Source organism: Streptomyces sp. NPDC018045, assembly GCF_044327445.1.
Lineage (GTDB): Bacteria > Actinomycetota > Actinomycetes > Streptomycetales > Streptomycetaceae > Streptomyces.
The window spans coordinates 11,597-33,446 of the sequence record NZ_JBIRFL010000027.1 but is presented as its reverse complement, the minus strand read 5'-3'; the positions used below and the strand labels follow the sequence as shown (position 1 = coordinate 33,446).

Annotated in this window: 1 pseudogene; it reads right to left on the bottom strand. The window is 75.6% G+C overall.

Features of this window, described 5'->3' with window-relative positions:
• Nucleotides 1–28: 28 nt before the first annotated feature.
• A pseudogene (locus tag ACH4EB_RS33080) lies at nucleotides 29–21,844 on the bottom strand (amino acid adenylation domain-containing protein); the annotation flags it as partial.
• Nucleotides 21,845–21,850 lie beyond the last annotated feature (6 nt).

Sequence of the window (21,850 nt, the reverse complement as noted above, 5' to 3'; positions counted from 1 at the left end):
AGCGGCCCGCCGGCGGACGCCGTGCCGCTCACCGGTAGGTGTCCCAGAACAGGCCGCCGGCCGCCGGGGCGGCGGAGGCAGCGGGCGCGGCGCTCCTGATGACGACCCGTCGGTTCAGTACGGGCTCCGGCAGCGGCTGCCGGGCGGGGCGGTCGCCGTCCGGCGCGGGGACGAGCAGCAGGTGCGCGTTGGTGCCGCCGTCCGCGAAGCAACTGACCGCGGCCGCGGCGGCGCCGTCCGGCCAGGGCCGGGTCTGCCGCGGGAAGTACAGCGGAGAGGCGGCCAGGTCGAAGTGTTCCAGCGGCTCCTGCCCGGAGCCGAACGGCACCTGTTCCTCGTGGTGCAGCATCAGGACGACCTTGATGAACGCGGCGATGCCCTCCGCGACCAGCGGGTGGCCGATGTTGGGCTTGACCGAGCCGAGGGCCACCGGCTGCGCCGAGCCGGTCCGGTAGACCGCCTCCACCGCCTTGAGTTCGAGCAGGTCGGTGACGGTCGTGCCGGAGCCGTTGGCCTCCACCCAGCCGACGTCCCGCGGGGCGAGGCCGCTGCGCTCCAGTGCGGTGGCCATCACCTCCTTCTGCGCCTGGAGGTTGGGCGTGGCCGGGCCGGCGGTCCGGCCGTCGTTGTTGACGGCGATGCCCTTGAGGACCGCGAGCACCCGGTCCCCGTCCGCCTGCGCCCTGGCCAGCGGCTTGAGGACGACCGCGCCGACACCTTCGCCGAGGATCAGCCCGGCCGCCCGCCGGTCGAAGAGGTGGAACGCCGGCCCCGGGTTGAGCAGTCCGCGCTGCCCGAAGACCTGGTAGGGCCGGTCGTCGGCGAGCAGGCTCACCCCCGCGACCACGGCCGACTCGATGTCGCCCGCGCGCAGGGCCTGTGCGGCCGCGTCCATCGCCACCAGGGCGGACGAGCAGGCGGTGTCCACGACCAGGCTGGGGCCGCGGAAGTCGAAGAACTGCGACACGTTGGCGGAGAGGTAGTTCTGGCCGGTGGCGACCACCGGGTTCTTCGCCCGTGTCAGCCGCGCCGCGTCGGGGAGGTGGGTCGCCCGGCCCCCGACGTACACGCCGATCCGCCGGCCCTTGAGGTCGACGGGCCGGTAGCCGGCGTGGTGCACGGCCCGGTGCACCTCCTCGATCAGCAGCAGCGCCTGCGGGTCCATGGCCGCGACGTCGGACTCGGACAGCAGGAACGCCTCCGGGTCGAAGCGCAGCTCGTCGGCGAGCAGCCCGGCGTGGTGGCCGACCGGCCGGCCGAAACGCCCCTCCGGGACGGGCCGCAGCGCCGAACGGCCCTGCCGCAACAGGTTCCAGTACGCGTCGGCGGATCCGGCGTCGGCGAAGCGGCAGGAGAGGCCGACGACGGCGAGGTCCGCGCCGACGCGCGGCGAGGGGTCGCCGGGCGGAACCGTACGGGACGGGGTCACACCGGACGGAGCCGTAGCGGGCGGGGGCGCGACGGGCGAAGCCGCGCCGATCGGGGTCGCGGCGGACGGAGACGCGGCGGACGGGGTCGCGGAAGCCGGGATCGCGCCGGACGGGGCCGCGTCGACCGGGCCCGTAGCGACCGGACCCGTAGCAGCCGGGTCCGTGGCGTGCCGATCCATGGCAGCCGGGCCCGTGCCGAAAGCCGCGACGAGTTCCTCCGGATGTTCCGCGGCGAGGTACGCGGCGAAGCCGTCGGCGGACGGGTGTTCCAGCAGTGCCGACGGGTCGACCGACACGTCGAGCCGCTTGGCGGCCCCCTGGGCGAGCTGGGAGACCAGGATCGAGTCGATGCCGTAGTCGTGCACCGGTACGTCGCCCGTCAGCCGGGCCCGGTCGAAGTGCAGTTCCTCCGCGAGCCGGTCGAGCAGCCACGAAGCCGCCGCCTCGGCCGCGGCCCGGACCGCTCCGGTCGTCTCCGCGGGTGCGGCGGGCGGATGAGACGCGGGCGGCGCGACGGTCGGCAGGGGCGCGGGCGCCGTCGGGCGCTCCGCGGCCGGTTCCAGGCGGCGGTCCGTCAGCCGCTCGGGGCGCCAGTCGGCGCCGGGCCGTACCACCGCGGGCAGGACCACCCGCGCGCCGCTCGCCAGGGCCCGGTCCAGCAGGGCGAGGCCCTGCTCGTCCGTCAGGGCGGCCAGCCCGGAGGCCCGGTAGGCGGCGCTGCGCGCCTCCCCCATGCCGGTGTCCTTCCAGCTCGGCCACTCCACGCTGAGCAGCGGCAGCCCGTACGGACGGGCCTCGGCGACCGCGTCCAGGTAGGCGTTGGCCATGGCGTAGTCGCTCTGTCCGACCGCCAGCGCGGGCACGGCGGCGGCGACCGAGGAGTAGAGCACGAACAGGCTCAGCGGCTCGTCGCGGAAGCACTCGACGAGGGTGTCCAGGCCGAAGATCTTCGGGTCGGTCACCCGCTCGACGCCGGTCCGTGGCTTCCGTACGAAGGCGGGGTTCTCGGTGTCGGTGAAGCCCGCGCTGTGGATCACGCCGCCGACCGGGCCGAGCCGGAGCCGGACGTCCGCCAGGGCCTTGGCCGTGGCTTCCCGGTCGTCCAGCGGTACGGCGAGCACCTCCAGCTCCACGCCCCGGTCCGCCAGGTCGGCGAACGGGCGCAGCTTGCGCCCCAGCGGGCCGTCGGCGGCGATGTGCGTGGCCCATTCCGCGCGGGGCGGCAGGTCCGCACGTCCGGTGAGGACGAGCTTGCGTACGCCGTACCGGGCGACGAAGTGCTGGGCGGTGAGCAGGCCGATTCCCCGGGTGCCCCCGGTCACCCAGAGGACGTGGCCGTCCGGGAAGCGCGGCGCGCGCCGGGGCGCGGCGGGCAGTTCGCGCAGTTCCGCACGGTGTCGTACGCCGTCTTGGTAGGCGATCTCGGACGGGCCGTCACCGCTGCCCAGTTCGTCGGCCACCCACCGGCAGAGCTGCTCGTCGGAGGACGGCCCGGTGCGCAGGTGGCGGGAGCGTACGTGCCGGTACTCGCTCTGCAGCATCCGGTACAGACCGCTCCGCGCCGCGCCGCCGGGTACGACGTCCGGGCCGCGGGAGACCAGCAGGGCGCTCAGGTCGCGCCGTCCCTGACCGACCAGGTGCTGAAGCCAGCGCAGCCAGGTGTGCAGGGCGGAGCGGTCGACGGGCGCCGACGGGGCGGCACAGCCCGCCAGGTCGACCACGGCGTCGAAGCGGTCCCAGCGGGTGGCGGGGTCGTCGAGGTCGGCGGCGAGCCGTTCGGTGGTGAGGATCTCGGCGCCCGGCAGTACGGCGGCGAGGCGGGCGGCCAGCTCCCCGGTCTCCGGGGCGGACAGGACGGCGGTCCGGCCGGGCCCGGCGGTACGTCCCGAGGTGTCGGCGGGTGCGGGGGTCCACTGCCGGGTCAGCAGCAGGCCTTCCGAGGCCGGGAGCGTTTCCAGGGCGGCCAGTTCGGCGTCGGCCGCCGCCAGCCACACCCGTTCGCCGCCGAAGGGGTAGCCGGGCAAGGACACCCGTGCGGGCCGGTCTCCCGGGTGCAGGGCGGCCCAGTCGACCGGCCGGCCTGCCGTCCAGGCGGCCGCGTACGCCGCCGGATCGGCCGGCGGGGCGTCGCCCGCGGCCGGGGTACGGGGGTCGACCACTCCCGTCCAGCCGTCGGCGGTGCTGCCGTCCGCCACGAACGCGTCCAGGAGGGCGGCCAGTTGCGGCAGGCTCTCGAAGCGGACCGCGAGGCGGTGTGCCATGGCCTCGCGCCCGGTCTGCAGCGTCCAGGCGACCTCCCGCGGTGTCGCCCCGGCGCCCTCGGCCCGCAGGTGTGCCGCGAGGCGGCGGGCCTGCTCGGTCAGCCGGTCGGCCTCACGGGCGGAGAGCACGGCCAGGTGCGGGCCGGCCGGGCCGGCCGGCGCCTGCGGCCGGGCCGGGTGTTCCTGGAGGATGACGTGGGCGTTGGTGCCGCCGGCGCCGAAGGAGCTGACGCCCGCGGTCCTGGGCCGCTCCGTGCCGTCCGCGAGCACCCGGCGCGGCCAGGGCGCCGTCTCCCGCTGGACGCGGAACGGCGTCGCCGCGAAGTCGATGTTCGGGTTGGGCGGTTCGGCGTGCAGCGTGGGGGCCAGTTCACCGTGGCGCATCTGGAGCAGCACCTTGGTGATCGCCGCGATGCCGGCCGCCGACTCGGCGTGGCCGATGGCGGACTTGACCGAGCCGATCGGCAGCCGCTCGGGCAGGTCGCCCTGGAAGGCCCGCAGCAGGCCGGCGATCTCCACCGGGTCGCCGAGGGCGGTGCCGGTGCCGTGCGCCTCCACGTAGTCCAGGTCCGCCGGGCGCATCCCGGCGCGGTCCAGCGCGGTCCGTACGAGGTCGCCCTGCGCCTTGGGGTTGGGCACGTTGAAGCCGCGGCCGGCCCCGCCGTGGTTGACCGCGGACGCCTTGACCACCGCCAGGACGCGGTCGCCGTCGGCCAGCGCCGCGTCCAGGCGCTTGAGGAGCACCGCGCCGGAGCCCTCGGCCGGTACGTACCCGGTGCCGTCCGCGCCGAAGCTGCGGCAGCGGCCGTCCTCGGCGAGGAAGTTGCGCCACGCCAGTTGCAGGTACTTCGCCGGGTGGCTGGTGATGTTCACACCGCCGGCCACCGCGACATCGCAGTCACCGTTGCGGATGGCCAGGCACGCCTGGTGGACGGTGACCAGCGCGGAGGAGCACATGGTGTCCACCGCGACGCTGGGTCCGGAGAAGTCGAAGAAGTACGAGACCCGGTTGGCCACCGAGGCGAAGGACGAGTGCGGAGGCAGGCCCTCGCCGCGCAGCGCTGCCTGCACCCCGTACAACTGGTACTGGCCGTACATCATGCCCACGAACACACCGGTGCGCGAGCCGCGCAGTTGCTCGCGGGTGTAACCCGCGTCCTCCAGCAGGTGCCAGGTGGTCTCCAGGAACACCCGCTCCTGGGGGTCGGTGTGCTCGGCCTCGATCTGCGACATCCGGAAGAACAGCGGGTCGAAGCGGCCGGCGTCGCGCAGGAAGCCGCCCCACTTGCCGTACGTCCGGCCGGTGGCCGACTTGTCCGCGTCGTAGAAGCGGGCGTGGTTCCACCGGTCGGCCGGTATCTCCTCGACGCAGTCGCGGCCGGCCCGCAGATTGCGCCAGAACTCGTCCACGTCGTCGGCCTGCGGGTAGCGCCCCGCCACGCCGATGATCGCGATGTCGTCGCCGTCGCCGTCGCCGGCGGCGGCGGCGGCGGCGGACGCGACGGCCGCAGCGGATGCGACGGCCGGGCCGGGGAGGGCGGTCGCGGCAGCGGCCTCCTCCGTACCAGCCGCTTCGGAGGGGCCGGTTCCGTCCTCGGCGCCGGCCGCGGCGAACGCGTCGGGGTATGTGCCGGCCAGGTGCTCCGCCAGTTCGCGGACCGTCACGTACTCGAACAGGAGGGTCTTCGACAGCGGGCCGCAGTGCTCCTCGAACCGGCGGGTCGCGCTCAGTGTGATCAGCGAGTCCACGCCGTAGTGGTCGAAGGGCTCCGTGGCGGCGAGTTCCGCTTCGGGGAGCTTCAGTTCCTCCGCCATGATGCGGCGCACCAGGTCCTCGGCCCGGGCGAGTACGTCCGTCCGGTCCCGCGGTTCGGTGGCACGGGCCTGGGCGGTTCGCGGCGCGGCGGTTCGCGGCGCGGCAGTCTGCGGGGCGGCAGTCTGCGGGGCGGTCGGCGCCGCGTTGAGCGCGGCCAGGAGCCGGGCCGGGTCGCCCGGTGCGAGCAGCAGGCGCGGCGCGGTACCGGACAGGGCGCGTTCCAGCGCGTCCAGCGCCGGTGCGGTGCGCAGCGGACGCATGCCGAGTTCCCTGGCCATGGCCTCCTCGCCCGCGGCGTCGGTACGCATCCCGCCGTCGGCCCAGACCGGCCAGGCGGCGGCGAGCGTACGGCCCCGCCGCCTGCCCTCGCGGCGCCTGCGCTCCCGCTGTTCGGCGAAGTGGTCCAGGAACCCGTTGGCGAAGGCGTAGTCGGTCTGGCCGGCGTTGCCGAACGCCGCCGCCGCGGAGGACAGGGTGACGAAGTAGTCCAGCGGGTCGTCGCGGGTCGCGTCGTCGAGCAGCACCGTGCCGTGGACCTTGGCGGCGAGCACCGCCTCCGCGTCGGCCCGGTCCTTGCCCAGCAGCAGCCCGTCCCTGAGCACCCCGGCGGCGTGCAGGACGCCGCTGAGCGGTCCATGGGTCCGGCGGGCAGCGTCGATCAGCGTGCGTACGCCTGCGGGGTCGGCGACGTCGGCCCGTACCACGTGGGCGCCGATGGCCTCGATCCGCGCGCGGGCTTCGGGGCCCGGGGCGCTCCGGGCGGCGAGCACGATCCCGCCGCCCGGGTCGCCCGCGGCGCGCCGTACGGCCGCGATGTGCTCGGCGAGCAGCAGCCCCAGCGCGCCCGTGCCGCCGGTGATCACGTGGGCTCCGGAACCGGTGAACGCGGACTCGGCGCGGGCCGGCAGGGCCACCTGGCGCCAGGCACGGCGGGTGCGGCCCGCCGCGTCGACGCGGGCCTCGGGGTCGCCCGCCGAGCCGAGTTCGCGGACCACCGCGTCGCCCAGCGGTCCGTCCGCGACGGCCAGCACGCCGAAGTCGACCGCCGGGTGCTCCTTGCGCACCGAGCGCGCGAACGCGGCCATGGCCGGGAGGGCCGGCGAGGCGGCCGGGTCGCGGTGCACGAAGAGGTAGCGCAGCGCACCGCGCCGCTCCCGCTGCCAGGCCTGGAGGAACGCCATGGCGGTGTGGAAGCCGTGCTCCACCGCGCTGCCGGGGTCGGTGTCCTCGCCGGCCAGGTGCACCACGTGCACCTGCCCCGGCTGTCCGGCGCGGGCCGCCGCGGCCGCGTCGAATCCGGCGCCGGGCGCGATCCGCCGGGTGGCCGCGCCCGCGGCCGTCAGAGCAGCGGCCACCTGGTCCCCGGGAGAACCGGCGGCCAGCAGCAGAACGGTTCCGGCCACCTGCCGGCGGTCCCGCGGCGCGGGCTCCATGACCGGCTCGAACGCGGTGACCGCGTCCCTGGCGGGCACCGCCCGGAGCGTGAACTCCTCGATGGTGGCGACCACTTCGCCGGACCGGTCCAGGAGGGTCACGTCGAAGCGGAGCGTGCCGGCCGCGGCCGGGCGCGCGGCGGGCACGGCGTAGGCGTACATCTCCTCGGGCAGGTCGGCGTGGAGCCGGACCGAGCCCAGCGAGAACGGCAGGTACGACAGGGGGGCCGCCACGTCGCCGGCGCCGGGCGCGAGCCTGCCGGCCGTCTGCAGGGCCGCGTCGAGCAGCGCCGGGTGGAACACGTACGGGTCCGCGGGCCCGGTGTGCGCCGTGGGGAGCCGCAGTGCCGCCAGTGCCTCGCCCTCCCCCACGGCGAGTTCTTCGATCACCTGGAATCCGGGGCCGTAGTCGAAGCCCAGCCGGGAGAAGACGGCGTAGCAGTCCGGTCCGCCGTGGACGGTGGCGCAGCGGGCGCGGACGCCCGCCACGTCGACGCGCGCGGGGCGGCCTGCGGGCCCGCCGGGCAGCAGGGTGCCGTGGGCGTGCACCGTGGAGTCGGCGCCGTCGGTCCGTATCTCGAAGGACGTGCCGGAGCGGCCGCCGGTGAGCTGGATCACGAGCCGGTGCTCACCGCCGGCGGGGACCCGGACGGGGGCGGCCCACACGAGGCCGTCGACGCCGCGGACCGGCGTGCCGGTCGCCAGCTCACCGGCCAGCCGGGCCATCTCCAGATACGCCACGCCGGCCAGCACCGGTTCGCCGCCGACGACGTGGTCGCGGAGGAAGAACTCCTGCCCCGTCAGCGTCTTGGTGAACACCGGTCCGCCGGAGGTGGAGACGTCGGTGTCGAGCAGGGTCGGGTGCAGCCGTGCGGTGGCACGCCCGGGTGCGGCGGCCGGGCCGGTGTCCGGGGTGAACCAGTGCCGGGTGCGGGCGAACGGGTAGGTGGGCAGGGGCACCCGGCGGCGGGCCGCGCCCTGGTGCAGGGCCGCCCAGTCGGCCTCGGCGCCCGCCAGCCAGTCGTCCGCGACGGCGGTCAGGTCCCGGGTGGCGGTGGCCGGGCGGGGCGTGCGGCGCCGGTCGGCCTGTCCGGTGCGTACCGCGGACGAGCGGCCGGCGAGGTGCTCGGCCAGTTCGGCGCGGAGTGCGGCGGTGCCGTCGGCGACCACGGCGAGCCGGTGGGTCATCGCCTCACGGCCCACCTGAAGGGTGTACGCGAGGTCGCCCGGCGCCACGTCGTGGTCCGCCAGGTGGCCGGCGAGCCGTTCGGTGGCCTGCCGCAGCGCCTCGGGCGTGCGGGCGGAGAGCACGTACAACTGCTCCGCCGCCGGCTCCTCGCGGGTGTCCCGCATGGTGGGTTCCCCCAGGACGATGTGCGCGTTGGCCCCGCCGAAGCCGAAGGAGCTGACACCGCCGCGGCGCGGCAGTACGTTCCCGTCGGCGTCGCGCGGCCGTGGCCAGGGGCGGGCGGTCGAGGCGACCTCGAACGGGCCGCCGTCGAGTTCCAGGTGGGGGTTCTGCCGCTGGACGTGCAGGCTGGCCGGGATGGTGCCGTGCCGCAGCGCGAGCACGACCTTGAGCAGTCCGGCGATGCCCGCGGCGGCCTCCAGGTGGCCGATGTTGGTCTTGACCGAGCCGATGGCGCAGACGGGTGCCGCGGCGGGCCCGCGCCCGTCGCGCAGCCTGCGGAAGGCGGTGCTCAGCCCGGTGGTCTCGATCGGGTCGCCCAGGGCGGTGCCGGTGCCGTGTGCCTCGATGTAGCCGACGGTCTCCGGCGCCACGCCGGCCGCGCGGTACGCCTCGACCAGCAGGTCGGCCTGGGCGTCCGGGCCGGGCGCGGTGAGCGAGGTGGTGCGGCCGCCGTGGGCGGCGATGGCTGCCTTGATCACCGCGTGCACGGTGTCGCCGTCGTGCCGTGCCCGCTCGTCCGGCTTGAGGAGCACCACGCCGACGCCCTCGCCCCGTACGTAGCCGTCCGCCCGGCTGTCGAAGGTCTTGCAGCGGCCGTCCGGGCTGAGCATCGCGCCCTGGCTCAGGGCCTCGTGGACGGCCGGGGAGAGGACGAGGTTGACGCCGCCCGCGATCGCCAGGTCGCAGGTGCCGTCGCGGAGCGCGGCGCAGGCCTGGTGGACGGCGGTGAGCGAGCCGGAGCAGGCGGTGTCGACGGCCATGCTGGGGCCGCGCAGATCCAGCAGGTACGAGACCCGGTTCGGGATGACCGACAGGGCCGCGCCGGTGGCGGTGTGCCCCTGGGGCGCGCATCCGGCGGCGCGCTGGAGTTCCAGGTACTCGGCGTTGGCGACGCCGACGTAGACGCCGACGCGCTTTCCGGCCAGGTCGGACGGGCGGTAGCCGGCGTCCTCGACGGCCGACCAGACCACTTCCAGCATCAGCCGCTGCTGCGGGTCCATCAGTTCCGCCTCGCGCGGGGAGATCCCGAAGAAGGCGGCGTCGAAGCGGTCCACGTCGGGCACGAAGCCGCCCCAGCGGGTCTCCGGCCGGTCCCGCCAGTCCCAGCGCTCGGCGGGAACCTCCCCGATCAGGTCGTCCCCGGCGGCCAGGTGTGCCCAGAACTCCGCCAGGTCGGCGGAGCCCGGCAGGCGCGCGGCCATGCCGATGACCGCGATGCCGTCGCCGTGCGGTGCCTCGGCGGGTGCCGCGGCGGGCCGCGGTACGGCGGCGGGTGCCTCGGCGCGGGCGCCGAACCGTGCGGTCAGGTCGGCGGAGTGGTGTGCCCACAGGTGTCCGGCCAGTGCGGACAGTGTGCCGTGGCGGTAGAACAGCGTCGGGTAGACCGTGATGCCGTATGCCGTGCGCAGCTCGGCGCTCAGCGCGGTGAAGCGCACCGAGTTCATGCCTGCCTCGCCGAGCGGGGTGTGCGCGCCGATGTCCTCGGCGGGCACTCCGGTCAGGCGGCTCACCATGCCGGCCAGGTCGGCCATCAGCGCGTCGGTGTCCCCCGCGGGGTCCTCGGCGGTCTCCGGCCGCCCGGCGTCCGGGACGCCGAAGCGGGCCCGCAGTTCGGCGGGCGGCAGGGTGGCCAGTGTCGTGCGGTCGACCTTCTCGTTGAGGGTGCGCGGGAAGCCGGTCACCCGGATCAGCGCGTCCGGAATCATGTGGTCCGGGAGCCAGGCCGCCAGGTGCTCCCTGCTCGGGTGGGCCGCGCCGTCGTCGAGTACGTAACAGGCCAGCAGCGAGCGGTCGCCGCCGCCCTGGCCGCGGGCCACCACCACGGCGTCGCGGACGCCCGGCAGCCGCCGCAGGGCCGTCTCGATCTCCGCCGGCTCCACCCGGTGGCCGCGCACCTTCACCTGGGAGTCGAGCCGCCCCAGGTAGCTGATCCTCCCGTCGGGCAGCCGGCGCACCAGGTCGCCCGTGCGGTACATCCGCGCGTCGGGCGCGGTCGCGAACGGGTCGGGCAGGAAGCGCTCGGCGGTCAGCTCGGGGCGCCCCAGGTAGCCGTCGGCCACTCCGTCGCCGCCGATGTACAGCTCACCGGCCGCGCCGGTCGGCATCGGCCGGCGGGCGCTGTCGAGCACGTACAGACGGGTGTTGGCGATGGGCGAGCCGATGGTCACCGGCTCGCCCCGGCGCAGCCGGGCGGCCGCCGACCAGATGGTGGTCTCGGTCGGGCCGTAGAGGTTCCACACCTCGCGGTTGCCGGCGAGCAGGGCCTCGGCCGTGTCACCGGACAGTGCTTCGCCGCCGCACAGCACGGTGAGCGAGGGATTTCCCCGCCACCCGGCGGCCAGCAGCATGGCCCAGGTGGCGGGGGTGGCCTGGATGACCGTGGCCGCGCTGCCCTCGACCGCCTCCCGCAGCCGCAGTCCGTCCTGGGCGACCTCGGTCGGCAGCACCTCCACCGTGCCGCCGGTGATCAGCGGCAGGTACAGCTCCAGGCCCGAGATGTCGAAGCAGACCGTGGTCAGCGCGAGCAGGGTGTCCCGCGGCCCGAAGCCGGGCTCGCGCGCCATCGACCACAGGAAGTTGGTCAGCGCCCGGTGCGGGACCTGTACGCCCTTGGGGCGGCCGGTCGATCCGGAGGTGTAGAGGATGTACGCGGCGTCCGACGGGCCGGCGGGGCCGGGCGAGGGGGCCGCGGGCGGCTCCTGGTCCGCGTCGACGAGCAGCCGGGGCACCGTCCCGTTCCACGGGGCCTCGACGGTGCTGTGGGTGATCATCAGGTGCAGTCCGGCGTCGTCGGCCATGTAGGCGAGCCGCTGCCCCGGGTACGCGGGGTCGAGCGGGACGTAGGTACCGCCGGCGGCCTGCACGGCGAGCAGGGCCACCGGCAGGCCGGCGTCACGCGGCAGCAGGACGCCGACGGTGCGGCCCCGGCCGACGCCGGCGGCGGTGAGGCGGGACGCGAGGGCCGCCACCTGGTCGCGGAGCCCGCGGTAGGTCAGCTCGGTGCCGCCGTACCGGACCGCCACGGCTTCCGGGCGGGCCTCGGCCTGACGGCGCACCAGGTCCCAGACGAGGGTGTCCGCCGGGATGTCGACGGCGGCGGGCGGCGCGAGCAGCGCGCGCTCGCCCGCGGTCAGCAGCTCCAGGTCACCGACCGTGGTCGCGGGCGCGCCGACGGCGGAGGTCAGCAGGGTGACGAAGTGCTCTCCGAAGCGCTCCACCGTGGCGGGGTCGAACAGGTCCGGGTTGTACTTGAGCGTGTACCGGCAGCCTTCGGGGTGGTCGACGAGATCGAGGGTGAGGTCGAACTCGCCCTCCTGGTGCACGCCGTCCACCCGGCCCCGCACCACGCCGTCGTCCCGCAGGTCGCGGGCCCAGTTGTGGAAGTAGAAGGCCACGTCGAAGAGGGCGTCCGGGGCGCCCGGGTCCGCCCGCCGCAGGTCCTCGGCGAGGGTGAGCAGCGGATAGGCACTGTGCTCCAGGGCCCCCAGGACCGTGCGGTGGACGCGGCGGGCCAGGTCGCGGAAGGGCTCCTCGCCGTCGACCCGTTCGGCCAGCACGACCATGTTCATGAAGTAGCCGAGCACGTCGTCGTATCCGTCGGCCGGGCGGCCCGCCGTGGGGGTGCCGACGGTGAGGTCGGCCTGGTCGCCGTAGCGGTACAGCAGCGCGAAGTAGCCCGCCAGCAGGACGCTGGACAGGGACGTCCGCGCCTCGGCCGCGAGGGCGCGGGCCCGGTCCGTCACCGCCGCCGGAACGCGTCCCTGGACGCTCGCGCCGCGGAACGTGGGCACCGGCGGCCGCGAGCGGTCCAGTGGCAGCGGCGTACCGGTCCGCCGGCCCCGCAGGCGTTCGAGCCAGTAGGTGCGCAGGCGTTCCGCCTCCGGCCCGGCGAGCAGTTCGCGCTGCCAGGTGACGAAGTCGGCGAACCGGCGGTCGGGCCGGCCGGCCGGCAGCGGGCGGCCGGCCCGCAGTGCGCGGTGTCCGCGCTCGACCTCGGCCAGCAGCACCGGGATGGACAACCCGTCGAGCACCAGGTGGTGCACCGTCAGGCACAGCGCCTGCCGGCCATCGCCGAGAGTGTAGAGCGTCGCGCGCAGCAGTGGCCCGTCGGCCAGGTCGAACGGCTGCCGCAGGTCGGCGGCTATCCGGTCCCGGAGGTCGCGGTCCGTCACGGAGGTGAGGAAGACCTGCTGGAACGGGAGTTCCGGTTCGGCCGCGATGTGGACGTACGGGCCGTCGCCGTCCGTACGGGCCGTGGCGCGCAGTTCCTCGTGCCGGTCGAGCAGGTCCTGCAGGACCACGCGCAGGGTGAGCACGTCGACGCCGGCGTCGAGCCAGAAGGCGAGCGGCAGGTTGTAGGCGTGGTTCCCCGGCGCGATCTGCTCGATCACCCAGAGGGCCCGCTGGCCTTCCGACAGGGGGTGGGTGGTCAGGCCGGCGTCACCGCGGGGGCGGAGGACGGTCCGCGCCTCCGGTGGGGCGGTGGGCACGGCCGGGGTGGCCGGCGAGGGCGCGGGCGGGGCCGCCGGGGCTGCTGGAGCCGTGGGCGCGGGGGCCTCGGGGGCCTCGTCTCCGGCGGCCGGTGCCGTGGCGGTGGCGGGCACGCGGGCGGCCGGAACCGTGGTGACGGGCCCCTCGACGGCCGGAGCCGTGATGTCCGGCGCTTCGGCAGCCGCGGCCGTGGTGTCCGCCGCCTCGGCCGCGGAGTCCGTCGTGGCGGCGGTCACCGCCTGGGCGAGCCAGCCGGACGCCAGGTGCGCGGTCAGCTCCCGCAGGGTCGGGAGCCGGAAGAACTCGTCGAGCGGCACGGTGACGCCGAATGCCTCGTCCACGACGGACACGATCTTCATCCCGCTGAGCGAGTCGAACCCGTAGTCCATCAGCGGGCGGTCGGGATCGATCCGCTCGTCCAGCTTCAGGACCCGTTCCAGCAGTTCCCGCAGCCGCTCGCCGACCACTGCTTCCGGATCGGGACGCGTCACGGCCGTCACCGCCTCTCCCCCGTCGTGCCGCCCCACGGCGGCCGTCACTGTCGCCGGGACGTGCGCCGGCTCGGGCACGTCCGCCGCCCCCGCCCGTACGGCGCCTTCGCGCCGCGCGACCAGTACGTGCTGTCCCAGCTCGGCGTCCTCGGAGCCGAGCGCCTCGATGTCCGTCCAGCCCTCTTCCCGGAGCAGCCGGGTCCAGCCGGCCGGCGGGGCCAGTGGCGAGCCGGGGATGCGCAGTTCGCCGTCCTCGAAGGCCCACCAGCCCTCCATCACCCCGCCGCCGAGCGTCAGATACGGCCGGAGGGCGGTCAGTTCGTTGAGGATCAGCATGCCGCCGGGCCGCAGCACGGCCTTGATCCTGCGCAGTGTGGCCCGCAGGTCCTTGGTGGCGTGTACGACGTTGGTGGCCAGGACCAGGTCGGCCGAGCCGGGCGGGAAGTCCTGGGCGGCGAAGTCGCGTTCCAGGTTGAGCAGCGCGAACCGGACGAACGGGTACCGCGCGGCGAACCGGTCCCGGCCGTGTTCGAGAAAGCGCGGCGAGATGTCGGTGAAGGTGTAGCCGACGCGGCCGGGCCGGCCGGCCGGCAGCGGGAGCACCCGTTCGCTCGTGGCTCCGGTCCCGGCGCCCAGCTCCACCACCTGGAGCGTCTCGTCCCCGGGGAGCAGCGGGAGCCGGGCGTCCAGGAAGTCGCGGGCCGTGTCGGCCACCAGGCGGTTGAAGTGGTCGGTGAGCGGGTTGCCCCGGTAGAGGTTCTGCACCAGCTTCATCGAGCCGTCGGGGAACATGATCTCGGTGCCGACCAGCTCGCCGCGCAGGAGCCGTGGGTACCCGTGCAGGAACGCGCGGTTGAGGGTGGCCGTGGGCGCGATGTCCGGGTGCGCGGCCGCGACGCGGTCGAACTCGGCCTCCCACCCGTCCGCGGCCCGGACGGCCCCTTCCCCGGTGACTGCGGCGGTGGTGGTGAAGCGGTCGCCGTCGCGGGTGAGGAACCCGGCTTCGGTCAGCAGGCCGAGCACCGCTTCGTGCAGGCGCCGGAACTTGTCCCGGATGCCGAGCCGGCCGCGCAGTTCCTCCGCGTGGTGGCGCTCGCCCGGACTCCGGAAGACGCCCATCCGCCGGTACACGCCGAGCAGTCCGGACACCGAGGCCGCGTCCAGCGCCGCGTACCCGGTGAGCACCCGGGTGACGGCGGGGTCGGTGCCCGGCGCGGTGTGCGGGTGTCCGCTCGCGTCGGCGGCCGCGTCCGTACGGCCGTCGCCGGGCGCCGGGGCCTGGGCGCCGGTCCCGGCGGCGGGCGGCCGTGGGATCCAGTGGCGCTTGCGGGCGAACGGGTAGCCGGGCAGTTCGATCCTGCGGGCGGCCCCGGGGGTGATCCGCGACCAGTCGACCTCGGCGCCGGTCACCCAACGCTCGGCCACCGCCGCCAGGTCACGCCGCGTGAGTGCCTCGTCCAGGGCGGCGGCCTCGTCGGGGGAGGGCCGTACCGCGGTGCGGGCGGCCCGGCCGGTGCGGACGCGGTCGTCCTCGCCGCCCGCCGCGTACGTCTCCAGCAGGGCGACGGCCTCGGCCACCGAGCCGACGGGCAGGGCCAGGCGGAACTCGTGTGCCGTACGGCCGGACTGGAGGGTGTGCGCGACATCGGCGAGCCGCGGGTACCGGCCGCCGTCCTCCGCGCGGGTACCGGCGGGCCGGAGACCGGCCACCGCCTGCGCCACCGCGCCGATGGTCTCGGCCGCCTTGGCCGCCTGCGGCAGCCGGGTGCCCAGCTCCGATGCCAGCAACGCGTGGAAGCGGGCGCGCTCGGTCATGCCGAAGCCGCAGTCGACCAGGTCGGTTCCGAGGTCGAGCGTCTCGGGCGGTACGCCGGCCAGTCCGGCGGCCAGCCGCAGGCAGCGGCGTCGGGCGTCCGCCAGCGCGTCGTCGGCGGTCGCGGTGTCCCGTGGGGCACCGCGGCGCAGGAACGCCGCGAGGTCCGTGGCGTAGGCCCGCAGCCGGTCCGCGCTCTTGGCGGAGAGCACCAGCACCTGCGCCCCGTCGGGCCCGTCCGGTTGCGGCGCGTCGGCCGGCAGGTGCTCCTCCATGACCACGCAGGCGTTGGCGCCGCCCGCGCCGAACGAGCTGACGACGGCCCGCCGCGGCAGTTCCCCGGGGGTGCCGTCCGTGCCGGGCCGCGTCTTCCGTGCCCAGGGCTGGAGGGTCTGCTGCACCTCGAAGGGCGTCACCGTGAAGTCGATCTCCGGGTTGGGGCGTTCCGAGTGCAGGGACGGCGCCAGCATCCCGTGCCGGAACTGGAGCAGCACCTTGGTCAGGCCGGCGATGCCGGCCGCCGACTCCAGGTGGCCGATGTTCGTCTTCACCGAGCCGACCGCGACGGCCGGCCGTTCCGTGCGGCGTGCCGGGTCGACGGGCCCGCCGAACGCCTCGGTCAGCCCGGCGATCTCAATCGGGTCGCCGAGCAGGGTGCCGGTGCCGTGCGCCTCCACGTAGCCGACGGTGTCCGCGCCGACTCCGGCGCGGTGCAGGGCCGCGCGGATCACGGCGCCCTGGGCGGCCGCGCTCGGCACGGTGTAACCGCCGCTGTTGCCACCGGAGTTGACGGCCGATCCGCGGACCACGCCGAGCACGCGGTCACCGTCCGCGACCGCCGCCGCCAGGGGCTTGAGCAGGACGGCGCCGACGCCCTCGCCGTCGACGAAGCCGTCCGCGTCCGCGCCGAACGCCTTGAGCCGGTCGTCGCGGGCGAGCATCCCGGCCCGGGCCAGCCCGCGCAGGTGCTTCGGGTGCAGGATGAGGTTGACCCCGCCCGCCAGCGCGGCGGCGCACTCGCCCGACCTGATGCTCTGGCAGGCCAGGTGCAGGGCGGTCAGCGAAGCCGAGCACGCGGTGTCCACCGCCATGCTGGGGCCGGTGAAGTCGAAGGTGTAGGACACCCGGTTGGCGACGGACCAGTGGCGGGAGTGGGCGTCGGTCGGCACGCCGAGCGCGTTCGCCTCGCCGCCCATCCATTCGTAGTCGCTGCCCATCACGCCGGCGAACACGCCGACCGGGCCCTGGGCGGCGAGCACGGCCGCCGGGTATCCGGCGTCGTCCAGGGCCGCCGCCGCGGTCTGGAGGAACAGGCGTTCCTGGGGGTCCATCGCTTCGGCCTCCGCGGGCGAGATGTGGAAGAACAGCGGGTCGAACGCGTCGACGTCGTCGAGGAAGCCGGCCCACTTGCTGTAGGAGCCGCGCTGTCCGGCCGGGTCGTGGTGCGCGTCCGCGTCCCAGCGGTCGGCGGGCACCTCCCGTATGCAGTGCCGGCCCGCGGCCAGGTGGTCCCACAGCTCGCCGACCGTGCGGGCCAGCGGGTAGCGTCCGGCGACCCCGATGACGGCGATGCGGTCGTCGGCGCTCTCCTCGGCCGGTGCCGCGCCCGCGGCAGCGATGGGCGCGGGGGCGTCGGCGAACAGCTTGCCGACGAGGAAGTCCGCCACGGCTCGTGGTGTGCGCCGGTCGAAGACCAGGGTCGCGGGGAGCCGCAGCTTGGTGCGTGCGCTGAGTTTGTTGCGCAGTTCCACGGCGGTCAGCGAGGTGAAGCCCAGGCGCAGGAACTCGGCGTCGGGGTCGATGTCGGCGGCCGAGTCGTGCTTGAGCGCCGCCGCGGCCTCCCGCAGCACCAGTTCCCTGACGACACGCTCGCGCTCCGCCGTGGGAACGGCGCGCCAGCCGGCGCTCTCACGGGCGGCGGGCCCGCCGTCGGCGGGGCCACCGGCGGCGCGCGCGGCCGGCCGGGGCCGCGCCGGGGCGGGTGTGCGGAACAGCGCCGGCGGTCCGCCCGTCGCAGGGTCCGTCACCGTACGGTCGAGCCGGGCCGCGACCAGGTGGGCCCGGTCCGTGACGACGGCGGCGTCGAGGAGTGCCAGGCCCTCCTCGGTGGCCAGGGGGAGCACCCCGGCGTCGGTCAGCCGTGCCAGGTCGGCCGTGTCGAGCTGTTCCGTCAGGGCGCTGGGCTGCGCCCACAGGCCCCAGCCCAGCGACAGGGCGGGCAGGCCCAGACCGCGCCGGTGGTGTGCCAGGGCGTCGAGGAAGGCGTTGGCGGCGGCGTAGTTGCCCTGGCCGGCGGTGCCCAGAGTGGCGGCGACGGAGGAGAACAGGACGAAGGCGGACAGGCCGCGGTCGCGGGTCAGTTCGTGCAGATGCCAGGCGCCGTCGGCCTTGGCGGCCAGCACCGAGCGCAGCCGCTCGGGTGTCAGGGAGCCGATCACGCCGTCGTCCAGCGCGCCGGCCGCGTGGACGACGGCGCGCAGCGGACGGTCCCGCGGGACGGTCGCCAGCAGGCCGGCGAGGGCCGTGCGGTCGCTGACGTCGCACACCGCGGAGGTCGCCGTCGCGCCCAGCGCGGTCAGTTCGTCGGCGAGCTCCGGCGCCCCTCGGCGGCTCGCCAGCAGCAGATGGCGGACGCCGTGCGCGGTCACCAGGTGCCGGGCCACGAGCCGGCCCAGGGTGCCGGACGCCCCGGTGACCAGGACCGTGCCGTCGGTGGGGAAGGCGGGCCGCGCGGGGGTGCCGGGCGCGTTCGCGCGGACCAGCCTCGGTACGCGGATCCGGCCGTCCCGGATCAGGGCCTGGGGTTCGCCGGCGGCCATCAGCTCCGGCAGCAGCCGGGGCAGGCCGTCCATGTCGTCGGTGTCGACGAGCACGATGCGGTCCGGGTTCTCCGTCTGCGCGGCCCGAACCAGGCCCCACGCCGCGGCAGCGGCGGGGTCCGGTCCGGCGTCGGTGCCGTCGGGGGACGGTACGGCGCGGTGGGTCGCGACCACGAGGCGCGCGTCCCCGGCCGCCGCGTCGGTGAGCCAGGTCTGCAGGCCGGCGAGGACCGCGGAGGTCACCGTCCGGACGCGGCCGGGCAGGTCGCCCTCGGCGGGCGGGCAGCGCAGCGTCGTCACGTCCGCGACAGTGGCCGCCTGTCCGGGGGCGGCCGGTGCGGGGATCCAGTCCAGCTCGTACAGCGCGGCGTCCCCCGGTCCCCCGGCGAGTGCCGTGCCGAGCGGCCGCAGCGTCAAGGAGCCCGCGGACAGCAGACCGTGGCCGGTGCCGTCGGCGATGTGCAGGGCCGTCGAGCCGTCCGTCAGCGGGGTCAGGCGCGCCCGCAGGCCGGTCGCCTCCGCCGCGGCGTCCGCGTCCAGCCACCGTACGTCGCTCCAGGAGAACGGCAGCGCGGGCCCTTGTGTCACGTCCAGCGCGTGCAGGGCGGCGTCGAGCAGCGCGGGGCGGACCGGTTCGGGCAGGGACACCTCGGCGAACAGTTCGCCGTCGTGCCGCCACAGCGCGCGCAGGCCCCGGAAGGCCGGGCCGTACTCCAGTCCCCGGTCGCTCCGGTCGGCGTACCAGGAGGTGAGGTCCACCGCTTCGGCGCCCGGGGGCGGCCACGCGGCGAGGTCCGGCAGGGCCGGGCCCTCGTCCGGCGCCGCGTCCGCCGTGGCGAGTGTGCCGGTGGCGTGCAGCCGCCAGCCGTCCTGCGGGAGGCGGGCGTACAGCCGCAGGGGCCGGTGGCCGCCGTCGGCGGAGTCCAGCAGCAGTTGGATCTCGGTTTCGCCGTCTTCGGGCACCACCACGGGTGCCTGGAGGGTGAGTTCGTCCACCGGGTGGCCGGTGTGCAGCGCCATGTCCAGCAGGGCGGTGCCGGGTACGACGACGCGGCCCCGGACCCGGTGGTCGGCCAGCCACGGGTGCGACCGCAGCGACAGCCGTCCGGTCAGGACCGTCTGCCCGGCGTCCGCCAGGTCGACGGGGGCGGACAGCAGTGGGCGCGGCTCCCGCAACCAGTACGGTTTCGGCTGGAAGGCGTACGTGGGCAGTGCCACGGTGCGGGCGCCGGTGTCCGCGAAGAACGGCTGCCAGTCGACCGGCACGCCCCGGGCGTACAGCTCGGCCACCGACAGCAGGAACCGGCGGGGCGCGTCCTCGCCCCGGCGCAGCGACCCGACGGCGGTCACGGCGCGGTCGCCGTCCTGCGCGATCTCCTCGATGCCGGCCGTCAGCACGGGGTGCGCGCTGCACTCGACGAAGATCCGGTGCCCTTGGTCCAGGAGGGCGCCGACGGCCGTCTCGAAGCGGACGGTGTTGCGGAGGTTGCGGTACCAGTAGTCGGCGTCGAGTTCCGCGGTGTCCAGGACGTCGCCGGTCAGGGTCGAGTGGAAGGGCAGCGGCGCGGACCGGGGGGCGATACCGGCCAGGTCCGTACGGATACGGTCGCGGATGCGCTCGACGTGCGCCGAGTGCGAGGCGTAGTCCACCGGGATGCGGCGGGCCCGTACGTCCTCGGCCGCGCAGTGCGCCAGCAGCTCGTCCAGCGCCTCGGTGCCGCCGGAGACCACCGTCATACGGGGGCCGTTGAGGGCGGCCACGGAGATCCGGCCGTCCCGGGCACCGAGCAGGGTGCGGGTTTCCTCCGCCGGCAGGGCCACGGCCACCATGCCGCCTTCACCGGCGATCTCCAGCAGCGCACGGGAGCGCAGCGCGACCACGCGGGCGCCGTCCTCCAGGGAGAGGCCGCCGGCCACGCAGGCGGCGGCGATCTCGCCTTGAGAGTGCCCCACGACGGCGGACGGCACCAGTCCGGCGGACCGCCAGACCTCGGCCAGGGACACCATGACCGCCCACAGCACGGGCTGCACGACGTCCACCCGGGACAGTGCCGCCTCGTCGTCGATGACGTCCCACAGCGACCAGTCGACCAGGCCGCTCAGCGCCCGCCCGCACTCGTCCATCCGCGCGGCGAACACCGGGGAGGAGGCCCGCAGCCCCTTGGCCATGCCGACCCACTGCGAGCCCTGTCCGGGAAACACCCACACGGCCCCGGATTCGGGTGCGGTGGAGCCTTCCACCACCAGCGGTGACGACTCCCCCGCCGCCAGGGCGGACAAGCCGGCCAGCAGCTCGGCGCGGTCCTGGGCGACGACCACCGCACGGTGTTCGAACGCCGACCGGGTGGTCACCGTGGCGAACCCGATGTCGAGCGGGCGCGCGCCGGCGTCGGACCGTACGTGGTCCAGCAGCCGCGCCGCTTGGGCGCGCAGTGCCGCTTCGGTCACACCCGACACGACGACCGGTGCCGGGTGCTCCGCGGGCGGCGCGTCCCCGGGGGTGTCCGTGGCCTCGGCGGGTGCCTGCTCGATGATCACATGCGCGTTGGTGCCGCTGGCCCCGAACGAGGAGACGCCGGCCCGGCGCGCCCGGCCGGTCTCCGGCCACGCACGCTGCTCGGTCAGCAGCTCGACCGCCCCCGACGACCAGTCCACATGCCGCGATGGGACATCCACATGCAGCGTCCTCGGCAGCACACCGTGCCGCAACGCCTGCACCATCTTGATGATGCCGCCGACGCCGGCGGCCGCCTGCGCATGGCCGATGTTCGACTTCAATGACCCGAGCCACAGCGGCTCCGTACGGTCCTGCCCGTACGTCGCCAGCAGCGCCTGCGCCTCGATCGGGTCACCCAGCGTCGTACCCGTGCCGTGCGCCTCGACCGCGTCCACGTCCGCCGCCGACAGCCCCGCGCTCGCCAGCGCGTCGCGGATGACCCGCTGCTGGGCGGGGCCGTTGGGAGCCGTCAGCCCGCTGGAGGCGCCGTCCTGGTTGACGGCCGAGCCGCGCACCACGGCCAGCACGCGGTGGCCGTTGCGCCGCGCGTCCGAGAGCCGTTCCAGGACCAGTACGCCCACGCCCTCGGACCAGCCCGTGCCGTCCGCCGCGTCCGAGAACGCCTTGCACCGGCCGTCCGGCGACACGGCGCGCTGGCGGGAGAACTCCACGAACGTCGTCGGTGTGGACATCACCGCCACGCCGCCCGCGAGGGCGAGCGAGCACTCCCCCGACCGCAGCGACTGCGCCGCCAGGTGCAACGCCACCAACGACGACGAACACGCCGTGTCCACCGTCACCGCCGGCCCCTCGAACCCCAACGTGTACGCCACCCGGCCGGACGCCACACTCGGCAGGCTGCCGGTCAGCAGTTGCCCCTCCAAGCCGCTCGCGGCGCCGGCGAGCCGGGACGCGTAGTCGCTGTACATCACGCCCGCGAACACGCCGGTGCGGCTGCCGCGCAGCGATGCGGGGGCGATGCCCGCGCGCTCCAGCGCCTCCCAGGAGGACTGGAGCAGCAGTCGCTGCTGTGGGTCGGTGGCCAGGGCCTCCCGTGGCGACATCCCGAAGAACCCGGCGTCGAACTCCGCGGCGTCGTGGAGGAAACCGCCGTGCCGGGTGTAGCTCGTGCCGGGCCGGTCCGGGTCGGGGTCGTACAGCCCGTCGAGGTCCCAGCCGCGGTTCGCGGGGAAGGCGGACACCGCGTCCACACCGTCGACGGCGAGCTGGTGCAGTTCCTCGGGCGACGTCACACCGCCGGGGAACCGGCACGCCATGCCCACGATCGCGACCGGGTCCTGGCCCGCCGACTCCAGCCGTGCCAGCTTCCCACGGGTGTGCCGCAGCTCGGTGGTGACCCGCTTCAGGTAGGCGAGCAGCTTCTCGTC